Source organism: Psychrobacillus sp. MER TA 171, assembly GCF_023713305.1.
GTDB lineage: Bacteria > Bacillota > Bacilli > Bacillales_A > Planococcaceae > Psychrobacillus.
Map to the genome: position 1 here is coordinate 41525 of NZ_JAMAWN010000018.1, position 22741 is coordinate 64265.

General features: G+C 32.9%; 20 protein-coding genes, 1 other RNA gene and 1 pseudogene. 16 read left to right on the forward strand and 6 right to left on the reverse strand.

All coding sequences use genetic code 11. The features are described 5' to 3' along the window. Positions 1-167: 167 nt before the first annotated feature. Both M3627_RS15165 and M3627_RS15170 read left to right on the forward strand, forming a co-directional pair. Complete coding sequence (locus M3627_RS15165; RefSeq protein ID WP_251556377.1) at positions 168-4004, forward strand: AAA domain-containing protein; 3837 nt, start codon at positions 168-170, stop codon at positions 4002-4004. Positions 4005-4006: 2 nt separating this feature from the next. Then, a complete protein-coding gene (locus tag M3627_RS15170; RefSeq protein ID WP_169360180.1) occupies positions 4007-4756 on the forward strand; it encodes a hypothetical protein in 750 nt (249 codons plus the stop codon). Between the two features lie 157 nt (positions 4757-4913). On the opposite strand, the gene M3627_RS15175 is transcribed toward M3627_RS15170, so the two are convergent. Beyond that, the gene (locus M3627_RS15175; protein ID WP_353056472.1) at positions 4914-5807 is read right to left on the reverse strand and encodes a S1C family serine protease; all 894 of its coding nucleotides are present in this window, start codon (positions 5805-5807) and stop codon (positions 4914-4916) included. Positions 5808-5841: 34 nt separating this feature from the next. Between M3627_RS15175 and ssrS the strand changes: the two genes are divergently transcribed. Beyond that, a non-coding RNA gene (gene ssrS / locus M3627_RS15180) (6S RNA) lies at positions 5842-6036 on the forward strand. 199 nt (positions 6037-6235) lie between these two features. Here ssrS and M3627_RS15185 read toward each other — a convergent pair. Beyond that, positions 6236-7426 carry a site-specific integrase gene (locus M3627_RS15185; protein ID WP_251556379.1) on the reverse strand — a complete coding sequence of 397 codons (1191 nt, stop codon included), beginning with the start codon at positions 7424-7426 and terminating at the stop codon, positions 6236-6238. A 27-nt stretch (positions 7427-7453) separates the two neighbouring features. Beyond that, positions 7454-8335 (reverse strand): helix-turn-helix domain-containing protein, encoded by an 882-nt coding sequence (locus M3627_RS15190; RefSeq protein WP_251556381.1) that lies wholly within the window; start codon positions 8333-8335, stop codon positions 7454-7456. A gap of 147 nt (positions 8336-8482) precedes the next feature. Between M3627_RS15190 and M3627_RS15195 the strand changes: the two genes are divergently transcribed. Together M3627_RS15195 and M3627_RS15200 are read left to right on the forward strand one after the other, a co-directional pair. Further along, on the forward strand, positions 8483-8662 hold the full coding sequence (locus tag M3627_RS15195; RefSeq protein ID WP_251556382.1) for a helix-turn-helix domain-containing protein: 180 nt from the start codon (positions 8483-8485) through the stop codon (positions 8660-8662). 310 nt (positions 8663-8972) lie between these two features. Continuing rightward, positions 8973-9425, forward strand: a pseudogene (locus M3627_RS15200) (IS110 family transposase); the annotation flags it as partial. 296 nt (positions 9426-9721) lie between these two features. On the opposite strand, the gene M3627_RS15205 reads toward M3627_RS15200, so the two are convergent. Continuing rightward, positions 9722-9931 (reverse strand): helix-turn-helix domain-containing protein, encoded by a 210-nt coding sequence (locus M3627_RS15205; RefSeq protein WP_251556383.1) that lies wholly within the window; start codon positions 9929-9931, stop codon positions 9722-9724. A gap of 359 nt (positions 9932-10290) precedes the next feature. On the opposite strand from M3627_RS15205, the gene M3627_RS15210 reads away from it, so the two are divergent. From M3627_RS15210 to M3627_RS15230, 6 genes are all read left to right on the forward strand, one after another. Continuing rightward, complete coding sequence (locus tag M3627_RS15210) at positions 10291-11247, forward strand: hypothetical protein (RefSeq protein WP_251556384.1); 957 nt, start codon at positions 10291-10293, stop codon at positions 11245-11247. Between the two features lie 75 nt (positions 11248-11322). Beyond that, positions 11323-11454 (forward strand): hypothetical protein, encoded by a 132-nt coding sequence (locus tag M3627_RS20895; RefSeq protein WP_285841724.1) that lies wholly within the window; start codon positions 11323-11325, stop codon positions 11452-11454. 355 nt (positions 11455-11809) lie between these two features. Next, the gene (locus M3627_RS15215) at positions 11810-12316 is read left to right on the forward strand and encodes a hypothetical protein (protein ID WP_251556385.1); all 507 of its coding nucleotides are present in this window, start codon (positions 11810-11812) and stop codon (positions 12314-12316) included. Positions 12317-12579: 263 nt separating this feature from the next. Then, the gene (locus M3627_RS15220) at positions 12580-12942 is read left to right on the forward strand and encodes an XRE family transcriptional regulator (RefSeq protein WP_251556386.1); all 363 of its coding nucleotides are present in this window, start codon (positions 12580-12582) and stop codon (positions 12940-12942) included. 1432 nt (positions 12943-14374) lie between these two features. After that, complete coding sequence (locus M3627_RS15225) at positions 14375-14524, forward strand: hypothetical protein (RefSeq protein WP_251556387.1); 150 nt, start codon at positions 14375-14377, stop codon at positions 14522-14524. 797 nt (positions 14525-15321) lie between these two features. Then, a complete protein-coding gene (locus tag M3627_RS15230; RefSeq protein WP_251556389.1) occupies positions 15322-15573 on the forward strand; it encodes a YgjP-like metallopeptidase domain-containing protein in 252 nt (83 codons plus the stop codon). A gap of 202 nt (positions 15574-15775) precedes the next feature. Here the strand turns inward: M3627_RS15230 and M3627_RS15235 are convergent, their stop codons facing one another. Then, positions 15776-16087, reverse strand: a complete 312-nt coding sequence (locus M3627_RS15235; RefSeq protein ID WP_251556391.1) for a hypothetical protein — start codon at positions 16085-16087, stop codon at positions 15776-15778. A 435-nt stretch (positions 16088-16522) separates the two neighbouring features. Between M3627_RS15235 and dcm the strand changes: the two genes are divergently transcribed. From dcm to M3627_RS21105, 3 genes are all read left to right on the forward strand, one after another. Continuing rightward, positions 16523-16909 carry a DNA (cytosine-5-)-methyltransferase gene (dcm, locus tag M3627_RS15240; protein WP_251556392.1) on the forward strand — a complete coding sequence of 129 codons (387 nt, stop codon included), beginning with the start codon at positions 16523-16525 and terminating at the stop codon, positions 16907-16909. Positions 16910-16913: 4 nt separating this feature from the next. Then, positions 16914-17153, forward strand: coding sequence for a DNA cytosine methyltransferase (locus M3627_RS15245; protein WP_251556393.1), 240 nt, complete (start codon positions 16914-16916; stop codon positions 17151-17153). A 106-nt stretch (positions 17154-17259) separates the two neighbouring features. Beyond that, positions 17260-17454, forward strand: a complete 195-nt coding sequence (locus M3627_RS21105) for a DNA cytosine methyltransferase (protein ID WP_353056473.1) — start codon at positions 17260-17262, stop codon at positions 17452-17454. Positions 17455-18046: 592 nt separating this feature from the next. Here M3627_RS21105 and M3627_RS15250 read toward each other — a convergent pair. Next, positions 18047-19705: a DUF4209 domain-containing protein gene (locus M3627_RS15250; RefSeq protein WP_251556394.1), complete on the reverse strand. Its 1659-nt coding sequence runs from the start codon at positions 19703-19705 to the stop codon at positions 18047-18049. A gap of 367 nt (positions 19706-20072) precedes the next feature. On the opposite strand from M3627_RS15250, the gene M3627_RS21110 reads away from it, so the two are divergent. Both M3627_RS21110 and M3627_RS15255 read left to right on the forward strand, forming a co-directional pair. Continuing rightward, positions 20073-20162 carry a YjcZ family sporulation protein gene (locus M3627_RS21110; RefSeq protein WP_353056474.1) on the forward strand — a complete coding sequence of 30 codons (90 nt, stop codon included), beginning with the start codon at positions 20073-20075 and terminating at the stop codon, positions 20160-20162. A 487-nt stretch (positions 20163-20649) separates the two neighbouring features. Then, entirely contained in the window at positions 20650-22413 is a 1764-nt protein-coding gene (locus M3627_RS15255) for a DUF262 domain-containing protein (RefSeq protein WP_251556395.1), read from the forward strand. The last annotated feature ends 328 nt before the right edge of the window (positions 22414-22741 follow it).

Below are 22741 nucleotides of genomic sequence, written 5' to 3' on the forward strand. Positions count from 1 at the left end.
TTGGATAACTAAGGAGTATATAGTTTGTGTTTTACTAGTTGAGTGCAATAAAAAAATTAACCTTTCTAAATATAACCAAATTAAAATAGTGATTGATAATTTAAGAAATCCTTAAAAAATGCTAACATATAAAAGTTGGACTAAAAAATCTAAAAGGAGGTCTGTTCATGAGTAATGTTTCAACTCTAGAAAAAACAATGCGCTGCAATTTAATGATGACTAATAATGCTCGCAAAGGAATACAGGAGTGGTCAGCTGATGAACACGACTTTTTTAATATACAAAAATCGTTTCAAGTTTACATTGAGAAACGTCCGGTTAATGCACAAGGAAATATCTCGCTTTCCTTATACTTTGACAACATAGAGAACTTGCAGCTTACTGAAAAACTGGATGGCAAGGTAGCAATAATGGACTGTGTACTACAGAACAATGGGTTTCTTGCAACCGGATTTCATGTACGGGGTTCTCGAGTGCCGGTGCAGACAAATAGAAGGCTACCAGTTAACCTATCATTCGTTACATCAAAAAATAACGGTGCTGGGTTACCGATACAGTTACATACAAAGATACGAGAGTTACCTGTAGCAGAGGAACGCTCTGAGTACGTGAAGAAGCGGATATCAAGCTGGGAAGGTTATTTAAAAATACAGGAACGAAATGCGGATATTGCAGATATAACTGCAAGCTTTTCTAAACTTATATTTAACGAAGATTTTAGTAGGATGTCATTAGTAGGCTGTGAAGTTAACGGTAACGAATGGAATAAAATAAGAGGGCTTAGCATTAGCTTCAAGGGTTACCAAAATGACATTGGGGATGTATTAAAAGCAAATAGGAATAAAAACACGATTGAAATAGAGCTAAGACCAAGGATTAAGGAAATGGCAAGGAAAAATAGTTTGAACCCTAAAGCTAAGGAAGTGGTTTTTAGTAATTTTGCAACCCTTAGTCAAATACGTCGACTACGAAAAGGTTTTGAGGATCTTCAGAATGGCTTAGCAGCAAATGCCAACCTAGAAAAAATTCTATTTGAAGATCGTCCTACAATTAGAATTACGAATAAACAAAAAGAACTGGAATTCCATAATAGGCTTAATGAATTTCAACAGGAGGCAGTCGTTGGTGCTATGTCTGCAGAAGACTTATATGTTATTCAGGGTCCCCCAGGCACGGGTAAAACAACTGTTATTTCCGAAATATGTCAGCAGAATGCTAAAGCTGGACTTCGCACCCTTGTAGCCTCTCAGTCAAACTTAGCGGTAGATAATGCCCTTAGTAGGTTACTATCTAACAAAGAAATTCGTATATTACGGTTTGGTAGAACGGAGAGCATAGAAGAAGAAGGGAAAAGATTTATAGAAGAAAATGTGGGGCAGTATTGGAAGGAACAGACGCTTGCAACACTTTCCGATGTAATAGAGCATCATGCTTCTCAAGAAAACCTACTAAAAGACAGATTGAATAATATTGTCCTAGAGACAAAGAGTCTTGATGAAGAAAAGCAACGTTTAATAGAAGCTATTGAAAAGAAAGTCATAGCACAGACCGAGTATGATGAACGTAGTCAACAAATAAGAGCATTAAAAAAAGCCTTAGTTTCATTAAAAAAGGAATGTGAAGAAATTGAACTCACTATTCAAAGTATTGGTCCTGCAGTTCAACAACTAGCTCAGGATATAAAGGCTATGGAGCAGTTCCTGGAAGCTAATCCTTCAATAGAACAATTAACAGAACAAACGGAGCAGCTAACGAAGGAATTGGAAAGTATCCAAGATCAGATTTTGTATCAAAAATCAGTACGTTCTTTACAAAAAGCTCAACAAGAAATAGAAAACACGAGAGAACAACATCAAAAACTTCAAAAAAAATTAGGGGCATTAGAAGCTCTTAAAAAAGAAATCCAAACAATCCGTAAGGTGGATGAACTGAAGGAGCGTCTAAAGCTATGTGGGATTGTTCCATCATTTCTTGTTAACCGCCAGATGGAAGAGTTGGATTTGTTAATTGAAAGCATAAAGTCTTCAAGTGATTGGCAGGAGTTAAATGCTCGATTGAGCTCGGCCATAGCATTTATAGAAAAACTACTAAAAAAACATAAGTACCCTGTAGAGTCAGTCAAAAGCAATATGGGCAGAAGTGGTGTCGTTTTTGATTCCAACTACACGGTTAAAGAAATTCACCAATTTATGAACAGATTAAAGCATATTATGACTTCAGATGAAGAAGAGCTGACTACTGAGAAATTAGCTATTCTGCTAGAGGGTCTTTATGTAAGAGAGAAATTTGTTTTAAAGCAACAAGCAAGCATTCAACTGTCTAAGAGCAATTCCATTACCAAGTATCAGGCTATCAAGGCCCAAGTAGCCACTGAATTGGAAAACGGGTTCAAAGCTATTAATAACCAAACAAGAGAGTTAATAATTGTTGGGACAAATCAGAAACACCAACTTACCAATTTAGAGAAACAAATTAAGGACATTTCCGCTGAATCTGGTGACTTTGAAGGCCTTCCAACACAAGAGGCTCTTGAAACCAGCTTGTTAGATAAACAAAAAAAGAGAGCAGCTCTGGATGAAACATTGGAGAAAGTATCGGTTTACAGCGCGAAGTTAGGCCACAAAAAGGCTGAATTAGAGAAGCTTAAAACTCAACTTCAGGAGCAAGAAGATATTCTACAAAAAAATGAACAAGAAGCTAAGATGGTAAATGCAGAAGGTCTAGACCAGGAAAAGCGCTTAAAGATTTTAGATGAAATCATACTCCAAAATCCAGAAAATGCATTAAAGAAATTGGAAGAGAGCTACACGGCTTTAGAAAAAGAAAGTGCGCAGATACACATTGAATTAGAGCGCCTACCTATAACTCAAGCTCTTCAAACGGAATGGTTTTCTCTTTTACAGGAAGCTAACGATCATGACTTAGATGAGATAAGAAAGCTATATGTGCGTCATGCGAATGTGATTGGGACTACTTGTGTTGCATCTGCTAGAAAAGAATTTATGGAGAATTATCCAACCTTCGATGTTGTCATCATTGACGAGGTATCCAAAGCTACACCACCAGAACTCTTGTTGCCGATGTTAAAAGGAAAGAAGATTATTCTAGTAGGTGATCATCATCAGCTTCCTCCATTAGTTGGAGAGGATACGTTAGATGAAACGCTTCAGGCTATTCTTGAAGAAAGCGATAGCTTCGAAGAAAAAGAAGAGTTGAAAAAGTTGCTCAAAGAGTCTCTTTTCGAACGTCTCTTCAAAAATTTACCTAAGAGCAATAAAACAATGCTAGCGATTCAATATCGAATGCATGAGAGTATTATGGAAACTATTACGCCGTTTTATGAGGAAGAGAACTACAGGTTACAATGTGGCCTAACCGATTCTGATGCGATGAGGGACCATTTATTAGATTCTGAGATTGTCAAAAGAACCGACCATCTTCTATGGGTTGATATGCCTAATGAAAAACGATACTTTGAAGAACGTATGAAGGACGGTAAGAGTAGATTCAATCAAGCTGAGCTCGATTCAATTAGAAAGATTCTCATTGACTTGGACAAAGCTACAGAGAAAGCTAAGCAAGAGGGAAGAATGGAGCAACATGAAAAGAAAAGCATTGGAGTTATTAGCTTCTATGGTGAACAAGTAAAAAGAATTGATCGACTCATTCAACAGGAAATGAACTTAAAGCATTTGCATTTTAGAACTGGAACGGTAGACAAGTTTCAAGGAATGGAAATGGACGTCATCCTTTTGAGCATGGTACGTAACAACCAGGACAAGAGTGGAGACATTGGATTTGCTAATGATTATCGTCGACTGAATGTAGCATTATCTCGTGCTAGAGAGCTGCTAGTCATAGTAGGCAGTGTGGAAATGTTTACGAAACGAGCTAAGCAAAAAAGCTCCAGAGAAATGTATGGTCGTTTAAAAACAATAGTAAAACAGAAGGAAGGCTTTCGTGATCCAGATGTGATTGGACAAGGGAGTCGCATAGGAGTTTAAATATGCAATCATTACAAAAACGCTTAGAAAAAGAAATTTACCAAAATTCTAAGGTGAAAATAATGGAATCACTAAATTGGTGTGTTCCAGTCCATACAATTGAAGTGGAATATAAACGAGTGAAGCGTACAAAAATGGACGTACTGATGAAAATGATGTTAATCTCCTTTCAAAAAGCGAATATTAACACCTCTGCCCAGCTTAGTGAATTGTTGATGGTGGAGCAGCTATTCATCGATGATTTAATAGAGGTTATGAGAAAGTCAGGTTTAATAGAAAAAAGAGAAGCTAATATTGTACTAACGGCAAAAGGTAAACAACAACTAGAACAGGGAATCTTCGAAGAGGAGCAGGAACCTGGGACACATCATATACTGTTTAGTCCTACCCATAATAATTTTTTAACCGGAGATATAAAGCCTGCCTCAGAAGGTGAGGAGCTGCTCCAGGTGTATAGATACGCTAAAGATGAAAAAAAGCTGGCTATAGAACAAGCAATTCTGTTAGACGCTCTACATCAATCTAACATGGAAGATCATGAAGGAGAGGAATTAATAATCATTTCCGAAATTATCTCATCTACTGAAATGTACATTGATGATATCCCGTGCTTAGAATACATTATTTATAATGAGCAGGAGGACCTGTTTTTCGCAAGAGTATGGAATACGCTGACCGATCAATGGGACGAAGCACTAGAAACGCAGTTAAATGAAAAAGAACGACTGCGTTGGAGAGAGAAATTTTTATAATCATTATAAAAAAACTGAAGATGCCCCCAGAGTTTTACAAACCGTAAAATTCTGGGGGCGTTATTATTGTCTGTAGAGCTCTTTGCAAATGACTTAATTATCACTAGTCATTGCATTATGTCGTGGGCCGGATGATAATCAGCTTATCTAACTTAACCTATTTAGTAGTAGCCTTGTAATATTCCTCTATAGGTACAAACAAACCAACCTTACCATGGCTTTCATGCTCCAGGGTAGCAAAAACTATACCAATAACAAGGCCTTCTTGATTAAACACCGGACTTCCACTATTGCCTCTGTACACAGGGGCCTCCATCATCATGATAGGTACATCCCAGTCACTTAATTGGTAGGGTTCTATTAATGTTCCCTCATTGGCTATCCCTGTAAAGCGCAATGGATTGCCGATAAAGATGATAGGATCACCTTGCTTAGCTTCCATTTGCTCAGCTAAGGTTAAATACGGGAAGTCTTCATTGCTGGAGACTTGCAAAACGGCTAAGTCAATTTCGGGATAGGATTCTATCACATCAGCTCGAAATCGCCCATCATCAGGGAAGCCGACAGTAATATTATTTTTGTCTTCAATTACATGATAATTGGTTAGAATGATCCCGTTTTCTGAAATGGAAAATCCAGTGCCTTTACTATCGTCTGTGAGAACAACTACAACCGATTTCTTATACTCTGCTATATTCTCCTGAGCTGATAGGCGAGCTGACGTTTTGACGAATTCAATAGCCGGAATGGAGTAAACCTGCAAGATAATACCAAAAGTATTAATAAATAAGACCAATGCCATCAAGTAAAAGATCCACTTTGGAAATGGGCGCTTTCGTGTAGGAAGGTTTTTTTCCTCTTTAGCTTTGAGCAGTGCCTCAGCTTGTGCCTCCAAAACTAATTGCTGCAATTCTTCATCATCAATATCCTCTTCCCATTTTTCCTTTTTTCGATCATCAGGCATCTTACTCACATCCTTACTGATTGCAACTTGTACATCTATTATACATAAATGTTGTCTATTAATTGGTAAGATAAGAATTAATTTCACTTGAAATATGAGTACAAAAGGTTTAATATATGAATACAAGCTGCATTGTGCGTATGAATATTAAGTTTTAACCTTTATGCTGTAACAGGGAGTTTTATATAGAGCCGGAATGACAAGCTTCATTCTCTTTTAGACAATGAAGACATGCAAAGAAGGTATCTGCGAACACCCACTTTGAGGAGTGGTGGTTTAAAACTTTCATATAAGATACGGCAAAGGCGGCTTCCTTAAAAAGACTATTATAGCAACCTTTATAGAGCACTCTTACCTGAAATGGTTGGGGTGTTTTTTTGTGGCATTTTATCATTGGTGTTAAATTGGTGTTAAAATTTGAAATAAACTAAGAGAAAATACTATAAAATAATGGAATTAACACCAAATAGACAATAAAAAAAGCAGCCAAGGACAGACCACTTTTTAAATAAACTTTATTTAGTTTGTATATCTTTTGGTTGGAATAGACCCTCTAACGTATCGGCTGCTGCTTGGTCGGCAGTACGTAAAGCATGACCGTAAGTATCCATCGTAATACTTATGTGGGAATGACCTAAACGCTTTGCAATGATTTTTGCATGAACTCCCTGAGCTATTAATAAGCTCGCTGAGGTGTGCCTAAGATCATGCAGGCGAATATATCTGAATTTTGTTCGTTTCGAAAATTTACTCCACCAATTTGAAGGGGAAGAAGGGTATAAATGAGATCCGTCTTTTTGGCAGAAAAGCCACTCTCTTTCTTCCTCTTTCCATGTTTTAGATTTTAGCTTTTCAGCTACCCAGTATTTTCGGTACTGCTTTAATTCTTTCATTACGGATGGAGGAAGTGTGACAAGTCTTTTGGATGCCAAAGACTTAGGTGACTTAATCAAAGGTCCATTTTTTCCTATTACAATACTTTGTGTAATATCAATACGATTGTTTTCAAAATCCACTTTCGACCATTCAAGACCTAAATTTTCTCCTCTTCTTATACCTGCAGTAATGGAAAGTGTCAAAAACATTCTCCAAGGAAAAGGTTCGTCCTGAAGAGCTTGTAGAATTGCAGTCACTTCCTCCTCTTCATATACATTCACTTCTCTCTTTACTTCCTGATTGTTCTTAGGCTTGTTAACACCCTCCATTGGATTATTACTGATTACTTTCCACTGTGTCGAATATTTAAAGATGCTTTGTAGCGTTCTGTAAATATCTTGCTTGGAAAGTAACGAAAGTTCACCTTCTTTTCCATCTTTTCTGGTCAAGTTTGATAATAGATCTAATAACACCATTGAATTAATTTTATCTAATGGAATATGACCAATTACGGGTAAAATATGATTGTTTAGTTTAAATACATGATTGGCTAAGGTTGTGGAGGATAATTCTTTTTCTGCAAACTTTTCAAACCACTCCTCTACAAATTCGGAAAAAGGCATTTTCTCAGGATTTATATAATCACCTGAAAGAACTTCTTGCTTAAATTTCAAAAATTCATGTTCCAAATGTTCTTTCAGTTGTTTAGGAGTCATTTTCTTTGTAACTGTATGGGTTTTGGTTTTCCGTGGGTATCTCCCTTTCGCATCTTTCTGTTGGTAGACAGTGAAACGATAAGAATTACCTCCTCTTTTTACAATATTAGCCATGTTATTCTTAATCTCCTCACGATTTTTTTACGATTCTTCAAAAATTAGTTTTAATATCTGCAATGCTTTTTCTTTTTCTGTATTAGTAAGCAGACGGTTATTTATAGAAAGATTCTTTAAGCTAAAAATATTTTCAATATGAAAAGTCTCCTCGGTTTTATTTGTTTCCTCTTTCATAGATCTTTTTTCTCCAAATGATTCATCATCATTTACAACTACTTTATCTTTCGGTGCGGAGAATTTTTGCTCAGAATACCACTTAGAAAAATCGCCTACATTTAAAATGGCACCAATTTGCTCACTGTAGTGGTGTATTAAAGCGTAAAATGAATCAAGATTGTTTTCGGAGTTCACATATTCATCTCTATCTACATTCAACTTGTCTGCCAATTCATCGATTGTTAAACCTCTATGGATTCGAAGTAATCGCAGAAAGTCGCCCATATCAGCAAGGATGTTGAAATTTGTAATTAAAAAATCTGTAATTGTACTTTCGGTAAGCTCCTCTATATCTCCTAATTCTTTTAGTTCCTTCATCTTTAGTTCTTGTTTTTCAAAGCGGGACGAGGGAAAAAGAACCCCCTTGTTATAGTTGAGATCAAAATAACTGATAAAGGCTTTTTTGTTGTCGAATGACAATTGGCTTATCATATTTGTTACAAAGTCTTTATCCATACTGTCTCTTTTAGTCTCAGTAGAAATATATCCAGCTTTCACCATTAGGTCAAAAAAATTTGCATTTAATGCTTTAGATAACTTTGCGAGTACATCGGGTGATGGTTTAAAGTGTCCATTTTCTACTTGAGAAATATAAGAATTGGATACAGCTGATATTTTTTCAAGTTGAACAAGAGTCAAACCACGCATTTTTCTTAAGGATTTTAGAAACTCTCCTATTTCATTACTCATATAATCACCACCTTTTACAAAATAATAACTTTAAAATCTTGGTATATCAAGCAAAAAGATTAAATTCTTGATAAATCTTGACAAATCAAGAATTAATGTTTATTATTTGGTTTATCAAGAATATGATGTGTAAAAGGAGAACGAAAAATGACAAACATTTTATCTGTTAAAGAGGCGGCGAATTTCATCCGTGTATCCACAAGTACTATTTATACAATGGTCCGACTAGATGAAATCCCACATTTTAGGGCACGTGGAAAAATACTTTTCAACCAAGAAGTATTAGAAGCATTTACCCGTAGTGAAAGCAAACAAGTAGTTAGTTGAAAACTTTTTTTATGTTATATGTTTTTCCATTAAAGATGGCCCATACAGAATACTCTACCTACTTTAAAGTCCTTACTATATATAGATGTAGTAAGGCAATTTTTAGTGAATATTTACCTGTAATTATATGTAGAACAAAAAGTGGGTAAAAGTTCCAAGTTCACTGGTAAATAATAAATATAGTGTGACTTCGGAAGATTAGAAAGTTACTAATGCAATACTTAAAAGGGATTAAACCTAATTAAACTAGTAAAGGAAACGAAGTAAATGATGCACACATTCAAATTAATCTGAAAATTAGATACTGAACGGTCATTACAACTCTCCTGTTGTTCAATGTTTGGAGGAGCATGAGGTTTTATATATTTTGCTTAACCCTATCATTTCTTATCAAGTGAAGAAATCTAGTTTATGAAAGGTAAAAACAGACGCAATTGATGCGTATCAATTGTCTGTGCTTTATTACAAAGAAGATTTTGAACCATAAAAACAAATAGAGGGATTCAATTATTAAATCTTAGAATTCTTTCAAGACAATAGGAGATTGTGACGAATATGTATGTGGAGGCTAAACTGCAGTTCCACACTATTTTTAGATCAAGTGTTTCCTGAATACCACAAGGTTTTTTGGTGATCTTTATTCCATGGTTTCTTTATTGATGTTAAAGAAATATCCTACTTCAGAAGATGTACTAGATGCTGGAGAAAGTAGACTAGCGGATTGTGTGCTAGAGTCTGTCCAAGACGATCTAGTCTATGGGCGTGTGTGAATATAACTGGTTGAGAAATAGAATTACTACTTGAACTCTATAATAATAGAGCTGAATCACCACTAGTGGGAAAAGTGATCAAACCCTGTTTGACCCTGTACTAGCAACGTGTTCTATATAAGAATAAAGGAAAGCAAGCCTTGAAAGTGTAAAAAACGGTCGAACCCTGTCTGACCTCAATAACCAATAAACTTTATATTTGGACCTTATGTGAGCTAAAGAATATGAAATAAACAAAAAGCAGCTTCTAATATAATAGTGCTGCTTTTTGCTTATGTTATAAATTTAACTATCTAAAGGATTTAATTATATCCAGTACTTGTGTATCTGATAAATCCAATTCAGAACAAACTTTTGAGAAAGTTACTATTCCAATATTAATAATGAGATTGTTTTCGATTCGAGCCAAATAAGGTGATGTAACATCTATCGCTTCAGCTAATTCTTTAATTGATATCCCTTTCTTTGTTCTGGCTATTTTTAAACTTTCTCCTAACATCAAAATCCCCCTTATTAATTGCGATAAATCGCTCCTTTTTAATTGATCAATATATGCTAAGCATCTTTGCATAGGATTATTCCAATATGTTAGCTGTTACAGACAATACTCAATTAAATGCTTTAAAGAAATCTATTGAAATACCTTCATATAGAAGAATGGAATTTTTTATGTGCGTATTGTATAGCATCATGTAAATAACCATTTATAGAGATGGCGATGGAAGGGAGTTATCAACTTTACTAATTGACTTAGAAAGAAATAAATATAGCTCTTCTAAAGACGACTTTTATTTTTAAAACCATTGGTATTACAGTAGATTTTAGCATTTGTACACATATTAATAGGGGGGATATTTTATGATTCATACAGCACATCTGTCTATAGAATTAAAAGGAGAACATATATATTACAAAGATAATAATCATGGAAAAAACACATCTTTTAATCATATAATGAAAGAAAACGGTCTATTTGGCATTAAAGCTAAACAGTATAGGTCACATGGGGTGCCGAGGTGTAGCATTTTTATTGATGTTACAAAAATTTTAAATAGAGGAAATATTGTAGAAGCAGATTATTGGAGTATTAACCGCTTTGTAAAGTCAGCTTTAAATAAGGTTTATGGTGACGAAAAACTTTATGATAATCACAATTTAGTAAGAATTGATTATAGGGTAGATAAAAAAGTACCTTTAGCAAGTCATAGAGAATTATACATGCATCTGTATCAGCAAACAAAAGGTAGTTTTAAACGTTTAAGGAAAGATAAGAAAGAATATAAAACTACCATGTATCATAAATGCAAGAGTATCCATACTATAATTTATGATAAAAATGAACAATGTAAAAATAATAATAGGGAACCAGAGGAGTGGGAACGCGACGCTATAAGATTTGAAGTTTGCTTAAAAAATTCGCATATTTATAATAGAGTTAAAGGAACGGGAGAAATGAAGAGTTTATATTCATTTTTCAAAGAGGATGTCTTTAATGAGTATATTCAGCAATATTTATTTAGAATTTTTCCGACAGGTGACTTTTATAAATTTGATTTAGCGGAAGAATTGATTAGTTCAAGCAAATATAGTTTAACAATTAGGAGACGATTGAAACATTTCTTGGAAAAAGTATCCAATGGTAATCTAGACACTCCCTTAAACAATTTTTACCCTGACTCTATTAAAAAAGATGCGTATAAAAAGAGAATTCAAAACTTTAAAGAATTAAATTTAAATCCAATAACTATTCCTCAAGTGTATAAGATTAATAAATTGCCAAGTTTATTAGACATAACATGTTTACAAATGTTATAAATTCAAGGGTAAAAGATTCTTTGGTAATGCGTATATATATGAAGGGGATAATTGAAAATGTAGGAGGAAAAGTAAATGAAAAAAGATGGAAAACTGAATTTGCCAACTTCAAAAAGAATTACGAAAATCGCTAGCCCTTCAAGGTTGAGCAAAAGAAACAACGAGTTGTTAGCCAAAATTGAAAAATGGAAAAAGCAATTTGGTTAAAGAAACGAACTAGTAGTTAACTTCAAAGTATAGTTAAGATTCCAATAAGCTATTATAAAGCCGATTTTAATTTAGATTTCGGCTGTTCGATGATTGACTCATAATCGACATTATAACTAGGCAAACAATGTAATACTTTTGCTAATAAGATTGAATTATAAATTAGTTCGAACAATTTTAATTATAAAGGCTTTTTTTAACTCGTTGCATAATGTTGATAAAAGTTTTACGATATAATAATAACATAACAATAATTCTTGAAGTCCATTGACTATGGGTAACGATGTTTTAAAAAAAAAACATTTTGTTACCTATAGTCAATGGCTTTTTTTATTGTCAAAAAAGGAGTGTAAATATGGATGTCTATACAAAAAGTAATTTGATTTACTGGGGGGGGGATGCAAAGGATCATGGCGTAGCAGTTGTAATAGAGTTTCCCTATATAAACCCGGATGTATATAGGCATTTACTGAAGGAGTTAAGAATGTCCAATTTCTTACTATTACAAAAGGATCAAATGTTATTTGACGGGTGGTTAGGGCCAGCGAAAAATTTTTGGATAACTCAAGAAAGTTCTTTGAACACGTTAAGAGTAACCTCTGAAAGAGGTTTTAGCTTTATCTCTAATGATTTTACCCTAGAAGGTACTATAATAAGAGATAACTTAAATACAGAGCTTACAACAATCAGTTTTTATGGACTTAATCTAGATGATTCAATACTACAAGTGGTTTTGGTTTTCAAAGCTAGAAATAAAGATGTCAATGCTAACTGCTTTATATTTCCTATTACTGAAGTTGTACAAGGTCAATATAGATTTTTACCTATAAATGATGAAAGTTTGGATGATAATGATTACTAACATCGAAAGAAAGGATTTCATTAAGGGTATTCCGGAGTTAACCAAAAGGATTTTTGAAGATGAAAGTGAAAGTATTTTACTTGCTAAAGTTTTAATGTTTTTTTTTGGACAAAACGATTAATAAAGACCTTCAAAATTGGGAAATGAATTGGTCAGATGATGAAGAAGAAATGAAAGAGAATTTTTCGAGATGCCTTTACCTACTGGCCACTTCTAATTTGGATTAGATTAAAAGCATCATAAAAGATTAGGGAGGTATTCAATTGACTTTATATCCTTATCAAATTCGAAAAGAAATTGGACAAAACATGTTATCTTATATTCGTTGCAAGGGATATACGTTAACATCAATTTCAAGAATATCGGGCATATCAGCATCTACTTTGCACTTTATGATAGAAGGCAAAATGTCTAAACATGATCACTATCATGAGAATATGATAAAAATAACAGAATCTCTCAATTTACCGTTAACCTTCTTTTTAGAACCTCCAACCATGAATAGAGAAAGATGGCAAATTACAACTACATCTTCATCTTCATCAACTAAAAGAAGTGAATTGGCCCAGACCTTAATGGATGACTTAGACGAGTTGCTTAGTATTGCTGTGTTCTACATTAAGTAAATGGTAATTACTATTTGAAAATCAGGAACCCTAGCAGAATTGATAATCTATTTTAAAGGCCTAAGAATCACTTAGAAACGATTTTATAATTTTTCGAATTGAGGAATCCGTAACGGTTTCCTCTTTTTATTTGAAATGGGTTGTAGCATATTTGCACTTGCATTTTAACTAAAATTCTCTTAAATTCAAAAAAGTATGGAATAAAAGGTCTGAAACAATCAAAAGTTCGATAAAAACTGAAGAAAAGACTAAAAAGATTGTATTTATAAAGCTTCTTTCGATAGGAAACTCACTATTTTGTTTCTGATACTTGCATACTCTAAACTCTCTCAATTTCCTATTTGACCTACCTTTAAATTATATTACAGAAAATACCCCCTACGATGAGGTCCCCATATTTTTAGGCTATCATAGAAGTGAACATTTCCCTGACAAAACTTTCCACTTGTAAAGTAAATAAGTTTAAATTTTGGTGTGCTAATATAGAATCTAATTGTTTTGCTGGAGAGTTGGGACATTAGTGAGTAAACCTTTAGGTAATTCACTATGCTATAATTAAAAAGAGCCGCGAATCTCAATAACAGTGAAATCGATCATTCCAAGAATAACCCTCTCCATGTCATCAGGGAGGGTTATTCTATTTTTTCTGTATTATACAGGAGGTAGGTCTATCTGCTCCACCTCTAAACAACTAGAATCTATTTGTAGTGAAACAAAATAATAAATCCCTTTTGGTAGTGTCACATAATTTCCTTATGTGTCCTGATAATATGGTGTAATATTAACCACAGTCTTAAACTTCTACCTTCACATCCATATGAAATAGAGGAAAAAGTTGGGGCGAAAAGGTCAAAAAGTGCTAAAAGTTCCAGCAATTCTGTGTAAAATAGCAAAAACATTGAAGGTTAAATTATGTTTAGACGGAATTGCCAAAAGACGTACATAATTTCCCTATGTAAATAACATTAATAACATCCCTCTTCATCTTTCCCATTCGATTAAGAAGAATGATTAGATAACTATGACTTACAACAGAAAATACCCCTTCCGATGATGTACCCACATTTTTCTTTCGAAGTAAATCTCTCTTCAACACACAGTTAGTGCTTTATTTTCCACTAAAATCTCTATTTTTCATCCTATTTCATAAAAAGATTAAGGAAAGCAGTTCGTTGTAGAGAAAGCGTAGATTATAAACAATTCTTTCCTTGAAAAGCGTCATTAGTTAAGTAATCTTACACAACTATTGCATAAGGTTTACTAACAGTTATGTATAAATATCGTTCTTCCAAGCTTAGCTTGGTTTCTAAGGATCCAGTTTTTATTAAAGTTACACAACAATTACTTAACTATTCCACAAAACATATATAATAAATCTCTAACTTTATAATTATAAATTAAACTTGCTGAGGAAAAAGGTATTTACGTTTAATTGCATTCTATTAATTTAAAAGAGATAGAAAGCTCAGCTCAGTTCAGTTCGGTTAATAGAGCTGCTACATTAACTAGCCGAGCAAACATTGAAAAGCAATACCAAGAAAAAGAACAATATGATGTTTGGACAAGGAGTTGGATCACTTAAGTTAATGTTTATTCTTATAGAAGAAACCCGTGAAAACTCTGGATAAATGAACCCCTTCCCACTTGTAAAGTAAGGAAAAAAGTAGACTGATTTTAATCAGATAAAATGTAGAAATATAGAAGTAAACAATAGAGGAAAAGAAATAGAGGGAAATAGTGGGGAATGGTCAACCATTCAGCTACTTTGGATTAAGCATATTCATTTAATTGAGAAGAAAATCTAGGTGGAGTACAAGAAGGTTGTCTTAAATATAAACGTCTACTCAAAAATAGTTCAAATAATTATCGTAATAAGTACTGGAAGTAAGAAAAGTTTGGACGAAAAGGTCAGAAAGTACAAAAAGTTCGTTATAAACTACAAAAAATATTAAAAACATTAGAGAAAATATAATTCAGACATTCTCTCTAATTAGGTAAATTAGTGTGAATAAAACATGAAAAACACCAGTTGAACTACTTTTATAATGGATGCACGCCGATTAGATAATAGCCAGGAATATAACAGAAAATACCCCCTCCGGTGATGTTCCTAAAAAGTCATCGAAGCTAATCTATCCAACAAAGTCGCCAAATATCTTAGTCATGCTTAGTAATCCACTACTTGAAAAGATTAATCTTAAGAATAGAAGTTAAAAATAATGTACTTGTGTTAAATAAAGTAGAGACTCAAGTATAGAGTACAGTATACTTTGCTTGCGTTTATCCTGAATTGATTTTGTTCATTTATGATAAAATAGAGAAAAGAAGTAATATGCTTTTGAGACAATAATTAACCTGAAAAGTAGGGAGGGGTACTAATTGAACAATATTCAATTTAGAAAAAATAAAATCCCTTATGACTTAAAGTGGAGTAATCGAAGGAAGACAATAGCTATAGCAGTGGATAGTAATGGAGTTTCTGTGACTGCTCCAACTAATACTTCTCAAGAGAAGATAGACTCGGCGGTACATTTAAAAGCCCCGTGGATTCGTAATCAATTAAATCATTTTAGAGGAATGTATCAAGGCTATCTATTCCAATGTTTCCTGAGAATCAATAGACCTAACTGAAAGCATTTATAGCTATCTCTTAGGGATGAAATAAAAACCTTGTTTATATAAATAAAAAAGGCTCTAGCAAATGCTAGAGCTTATTTGTGTGTTTTTTAAACCAAATACTTGGATCAACATTTAGAACGTGTGTTAATTGCTCTAATACTCTTAGACTCGGTTGAAAATCATGGCTCAGTTAAGCTAAACTGAGTTATATTTACTAGAACCTACACTCTGGCTCATCTTCTTTTATTTCAGCCCACTCTTCTTTCTTTTCTTCCCCTTCTAGCATTTCTTTAGCTTCTTCCTCGCACGCCATGCGTATTTCTTTCATCGTTGTTTGTCTTCCCCCAGGCCAAATTTCATGTTTCCCCAAAACAGCCCTAATCTTTTTATCGTGATATTCGTTCCACTCATTACATCCACCGAAAACATCTGTCCAAACTTCGTCATTTTCACTGTCCCACATAACTGTTGCGTGTTCCGCCCAGTTATAATGACGTACTGCTGATTTAATCCCTTTTAATTTCATTAATAGATCCTCCTATGTTTTGATTCGTTATCTATTATTAAAATTATACAGGCGATTTTTCTCAAAAACGGTAAAACGTGTTCTATGGTGTTTGACTATCGTCCTTTATATAAATAACCTTTACTCTCGAAGGGAAAAGCCATTCATTCAGTCGAAATTCTAATTTGAATGGCAATGTTAAATAAAGGTAAGGGTTGATTAAAAATGCAGATAAAAAATGAGTTTGGAAATGTATCACCTAGCTAAAACTACATTATAAAACCCCTACCGCTAACGCAGTACGATCAACTATTTGACCAACTTTAATGCATAATCTCATACAGAATAAGTTTTCTAATTTAGTTAAAGTACCTAAAATACCTTTCTGAACCCTCTCCTTTTTTTATTTTGGGATAACTACGTGGATAGGTTTCAATAAACAATCTAAATACCAAAATGAAAAGGGGATTAAAAGTTATCTATACAACTTATGCTAACGAGATTGACGAAAAGATTGCTGCAATTTTCTCTGAGAATTTCAACATTAATCCTGATGTTAGGGATGTAAGAGAGGTAACCGATAAGGAGATACCTGAACACAATGTATTAATAGGGGGATTTCCCTGTGTTTCATTTTCAATTGTCGCTCAAAACCCGAAAAGATTGGGAATTAAAAATGAACTAAGTGGTAAACTTTTCTTTGAGATGGTAAGAATCATAAAAGAAAAGCAACCGAAAGCTTTTATAGCTGAAAATGTAAAAGATCTCTTATCTGCCAACAAAGGTGAAGCTTTTCGATTAATAATTTCTGAGTTTGAAAAAGCTGGATATAATGACATATAAATTAATGAATGCTGCAGATTTTGGTGTGCCTCAAAAAAGACAGCGAAGTATTATTTTAGGAATTCGTAATAATATACCTCTTAAATATGATTTCCCTGAGCCATTACATTCTGAACAAGAATCATTTTTTACTCCGCCTTATGTTCCTTTAAAAGAGGTGATTTTTGATGAAAGTCAAATTGAGGATAAATATTATTTCAGTGAAAGAGCAGTTCAGGGGATGCTGAATGCAAAAAAGATATGAATAAAGGACGTGCCCAAGATATTACAAAACCATGCAATACCGTTGGTGCACATCTAGGAAAGGTCAGTTTAAATAGTACAGACCTTGTTTTGAAAATAGATGAGCGATACAGACGTGTTTTACATCTAGGGAAGTAGCACGAATTCAATCTTTTCCAGATTCTTTTAAATTGATTAATGCAGAAGGGCCTCAATATAAAGCATTAGGCAATGCAATCCCACCTGTACTAATGTGGTATATAGCATCAAGTTTAGGTAAATTACTCGCAGAGTACGAACAATTAGAGACTGTTATGTTATAAAAAATAAATAACTACTAAGTTAGTTTGTAAATATGTTATTATTACATGCTCTGTTAAAGGGAAAGGTATTTTATGGAATAAGTTATCAATAAAGCAGTAACCTCCTCAAATGATAAGAGGGTGTTACTGCTTTAACTTTCGATTCTATTGAGATTCGCGACTCTTACCAAGAGTAGCATATGTCTCAGAAAAGAGGTTAGTATAACGTCAACAGTTGACTTATAAGCAATATCTTATTATTTCTTTATCTCGAGAATATGAAGTAAAAAAATAAGAAAGAATTTTGCCCAACTTAATTTTTATCAAACTAGTCAAAAGCCTAGTCAAATATTTTTACTAGTACCTAGAAACCCTTATAAATATTGGCATTATAGAGTTTTGTGAGACGGTTGGTTCACTCTATTATATACCCGTTCCGAAATAATTTTCTTCTTCTGTGGTGCAACTTTTTGATGCTGTATGGATTGCGATAGGGGGCTTTAGTTAAATGAGAAGACCATCGAAATGATATGTTTCTTCAGATATCTAGTGATGGACGTAGATTGTTTTTTATTACTTCAAAGTAGATTTATAATCATTTTGATTGGAATTTCTAGTTATCTTCGTTGAGTGATAAATAATCAAAACCTACTAAACTCTTTAATATCATTAAAATATGAAGTAGTGTTAAAGCCGTTCTTTCACCAATAAAAGAATCTCCCATTAGCCCATGTGTAAGATTGTTTCGGATATTTAATCCAGCTTTTTCATTTAAAACAAATTTGAAATAAAAGATTAAATCTTCAGTTAAATATTTCTCTAAAGAACCTAAAACTCTAGTCAGAGTTATATTCTCAAACCCATCATGCTTGTTTTCCTCGTAGATTGACCGATCACATTGAAAAAGTAATTGTCGTAATCCATTTTCAATAAGTGGCACTGAGATATAACACATAGCGATAAAATTTCTATTGAAATATGCTTGTATTGCCGTTAGAAGAGTAATCTCTAAGTTTTTATATAGTATTTCATCAAATAACAAGTCTTTTAAACTCTCAGGAGTTAAATGATGTTTATTGCTAAAATATTCTATAGAAATAAATAGAAATGGTGCTTGTATTTGCCAATCAAACTTGCTTTCATGAAATAATTCGTCTTCTTCGGTATTTAAAGCTTTATAAGTAACCCCATCTTCATTAGTAAGAACAGTTTGAAATAAATTTTGTAATACGAATTTTTGTTTATTTGCCTCTACCCTTTTTTTGATAGCATTTTTATCAAAAAGATGAAAGTAACAAATTTTTAAAAAATGAGTTACAGGTTGCTCGGAGGAAGTTGCTAAAACCACGCTATCTCGCATGTCCTGCGTAATCTCAACTTTTTCTTCAATTTTAATCAAGTTTTTACTTACGTCTTTTCCATAGTATTGATATGCAATAATTGCACGTTCTTTTCTTTCTTTAAAATTATATTTGTGGCATAAATTAATTAAAATTTTAAAACGATGCTGATTTTCAAACGGACGCTCGCTTTTAGCATTTGCAATTTTTTCTAATAAATCTAAGTATTTTTCGAGTTCTAGGCTATCAGATTTATAGTACTCTAAAAGCATTTCGACGCCGTGTTTTATAGCATTAAAATCATGAGAATCCAAGACATTAACTCTTGCAATAATTCTTTGGATTATAGAATCTTCTTGTTCAGGTGTAAGACTAATAGATGTATCTTTTATAAGGTATTTATATGAAAATCCCCATAAACCAATTTTATTATCGTCATTAATTGTATTTTCAATCTCAATCATTAATTTGATTAAGGACTTAATATGACTGCTTTTTATCTGTTTTGCTAAAGTCCATGCTCTGTACAAGTAGGCTTGTAAATTACGAAAAAGATATTCATCATTAGTTCTTTTTAATATGTCTTCAACTGCTAATGCCATATAGTCTGTGATAGCTAATTCACATTTATCCTTGACATTTCCGATTGTAAGCAGCTTATTGCTGAATTCCTTTTTGTAAGACCATAATAGGTCATTATAACGTGATCGTAAAACTTTGTTTTGAGTTGATAAAGCACGTTGCTCGATATACATAATCCAATCGGGAATATTTTCAATTGAATAATGTGGACATTTTAAATTTTCTTCTAAATCCATATAATGACTTAATGCAAAAATTTCAAATTCATAATTCGAATCATCCTGGTATTCGTTATAACGTTCATAGTGTATTAAGACATTGATTTCTTCTAAAAATTCTATAAATGACATAATAATTCTCCTTTTTACTTATAGTTATAATTGTTTTATGCAAACATAAATTAATGCATATAATAATCCGAAAATTCATTTTATATCAATAATATTAATATTTTTGGCGATAAATGTATGTTATGAAAGAAGTGACATGATCCGTCTAGAGAATATCCTCCAAGGTAAATTTACCTGCTAGAGTACTTCCAGTTAATAATACAACAAGTGGGTAAAGAGAATTGGATTTACGTTAATACCTGGGATATAAAAAGCATCTAATTGGTTGGAACTTCCCCACCAATTGCGGTGCAATTAGTTATACATTTCATTTAAATTCTAGTTTTGCGATAGGTAACGGAACCTATTATATCATTGATCCGGTTCTATTTATTTAAGTGGCTACAGCAGTAATCGCGGATCGAACTTCGTGTTGATTGTAGTGTTGTTTATCCTATTTAATATCGCGAAAATGTAAATTTAATAAACACAAATTTATATATTATATCCCTTCAACGACCAGCAGATAAAATTGTGGTCGTTTTTTTTAAAAGAGAGTTTATTAGTCCTTTGTGATTGTTCTTAGTTGAATTCACGGCACTCCATAATGGATGCATCAAAAGAAATTAACAACCCACTTTTTCTTGTAGTCCGTATTTAGCCAAAGATTATAGAAAACCGCTCCACTTAATTAGCTGCCATTAAGTAAATTATTGAAGGAAACGCCTTAAACAAGCAAAAAAGACATAGAAAACACGAAAATTGGAGACTAAAAAATGAGAAGCTGATTTATTGAATATAAGAGCAGGCGTGGAGGAGCACACCTATTTTTTTAAGGTTAGTTAATAAGAGCCCTGTTTAGTAATTTTATTATGCTTTAATAGAAATGGATTCAATAGTTAAGTTGTATAGGAGTATATTTCTATATATAATTACTAATATAATGTAATTTAGGAGGAATATTTATGCAACAACTTAACCCTATGTACTTATCATTCGATGAAATGTTACAAAAGCGTTTGTTTGAAATTCCTACCTATCAAAGAGCTTATAGCTGGAATACTAAACAACGAAATGAGTTGTTTAGTGATATAACCAAGTTGTATGAAAGTCCCGAATATAAAGAGGGGAGAACACATTTTATGGCAACTGTAGTTTGCCATAGTCAAATGAGAGAAGAAGCTTATGATACTGATGTTTTTAGTATTTTAAATATTGTTGATGGTCAACAACGTATTACAACATTAATTATTCTACTAAAAGCTATACATAAGAAAATGCTCGAACTCGATAACATAAAATACCGCAGAACGATTTTTTATTTAGAAGAATTAATGGTCAAAGATGATAATAAAAAATTAATACTTATTCAAACAAACCATAATAGTTCTATAGCTCTTAGAGAATATCTTTTAAAAGGAGTTCATCCTACTGAAGATAAAGTCACTACACATGCAATTAAGACATTAAAATCTGGTTTTATGGATTGTGAGCGTTTTGTTGAAAATTGGTGTGAAAAACATGAAATCTTAGATTTATTAATGCTAATAAGAAATAAACTTTTTTTCATATTACATATCTTGAATGACGAAGGCTCTGTATATACTGTTTTTGAAGTTCTTAATAGTAGAGGACTGGACGTTGACTGGCTTGATAAATGTAAAAGTATGTTATTGGGAATAGCGTTTGAAAAATTAAGTAAGAATGCTATGGTTTTTGAAGATAGATTGAAATGGCTACATGAATATTGGGGGAAAATATATGAAGTCATTGGTATCACTAACATCCCAGGAGACGAAATTGTAAGGTTTGCTGCAACTTTATATAATCCGCAAGAGAGTAGTAAAGTAGTAAGGATAGATGATGCTATAGAATACTTTAAAGAAATCTGCGATAAAGACCCTGAAAGAGTAATAGATATTTCTCAGTGGCTTGCAGAAGTTACAAGTGAGTTAAAGATTCTCTATACAGATAAAAAGAAAAAGGCTGTCACTAAAATTATTCAAGCACGCCTCTTAGCAGTTGCTATTAATTTATCACCCCATCTATCTACAGAACAGTCAGATGATTTAATGAAATATTGGGAAAAAATAACTTTTAGAGTTTTTGGTCTTTATAGAAAAGATAGCCGACACCAAGTAGGTGAATTCGTAAGGTTAGCTTGCTTCTTAATGGGCTTTAAAGAGTATGAAAGGGCAAATAAATACAGTAATCATAGATATAAAGGTGCGAAAGATAGCATATTAGAGATTGCTAAGCAATTTCCTCTTAAAGAGATAGGTAAAACTTTAGGAGAAGAAGACTCTTATTCACAGTGGAAAGTGGAATTAAGGTACTTCCTATACAATTATGAAAAAGATTTAGCAAAAAATACCAATTTATTATTTTCTCAAAAAGCATGGGAAAATATTTGGTCAATGAATATAGAAGATACAATTGAACATATTTATCCTCAAGTTGAAAGCTTAGCATGGCGTGGAAAAGTAACTAAGAGAAAACAATTTCACTGTAATAGAATTGGAAATTTAATGCTACTTCCAAGAAAAACTAATAGTAAAGTGAGTAATCAAGGATACATTGCAAAATCGGTCGAATATAAAAAAACGGATATACTTGCTGCCAAGGATCTAGTTGAGAATTATGAAGACTGGGATTATAAATCTATTGAACACCGAACGCAAAAGTTAATTTCTTGGGCTAATATTTATTGGGAAATTGATGGGGAATAATCAATCTAATTAAAATTTTGAACAAATTAGAACTAATTAGTGCTATAAAAAAATAGAGAATGATAGAAATTTATGGAAATCACTAGTATTGTTAAAAGTGAAGCAAATTTTTCTAAAGATCATAATATTATAGTTGAAGTTAGAAATTTAAAAATTTAGCTAGGACAAAAGAATAATTGGATTGTAAAACAACGTCTATTTAAGTAAAAAGTTACTTCCGCTAACGGTATTCACAATTGGCATCCAAATTAAATTGTGGATGATTAATCAGAAAAAGCAAACGCAACGAAACAGAAGAACGTTATAAGAAGCTGTCTAAATAAGTGAA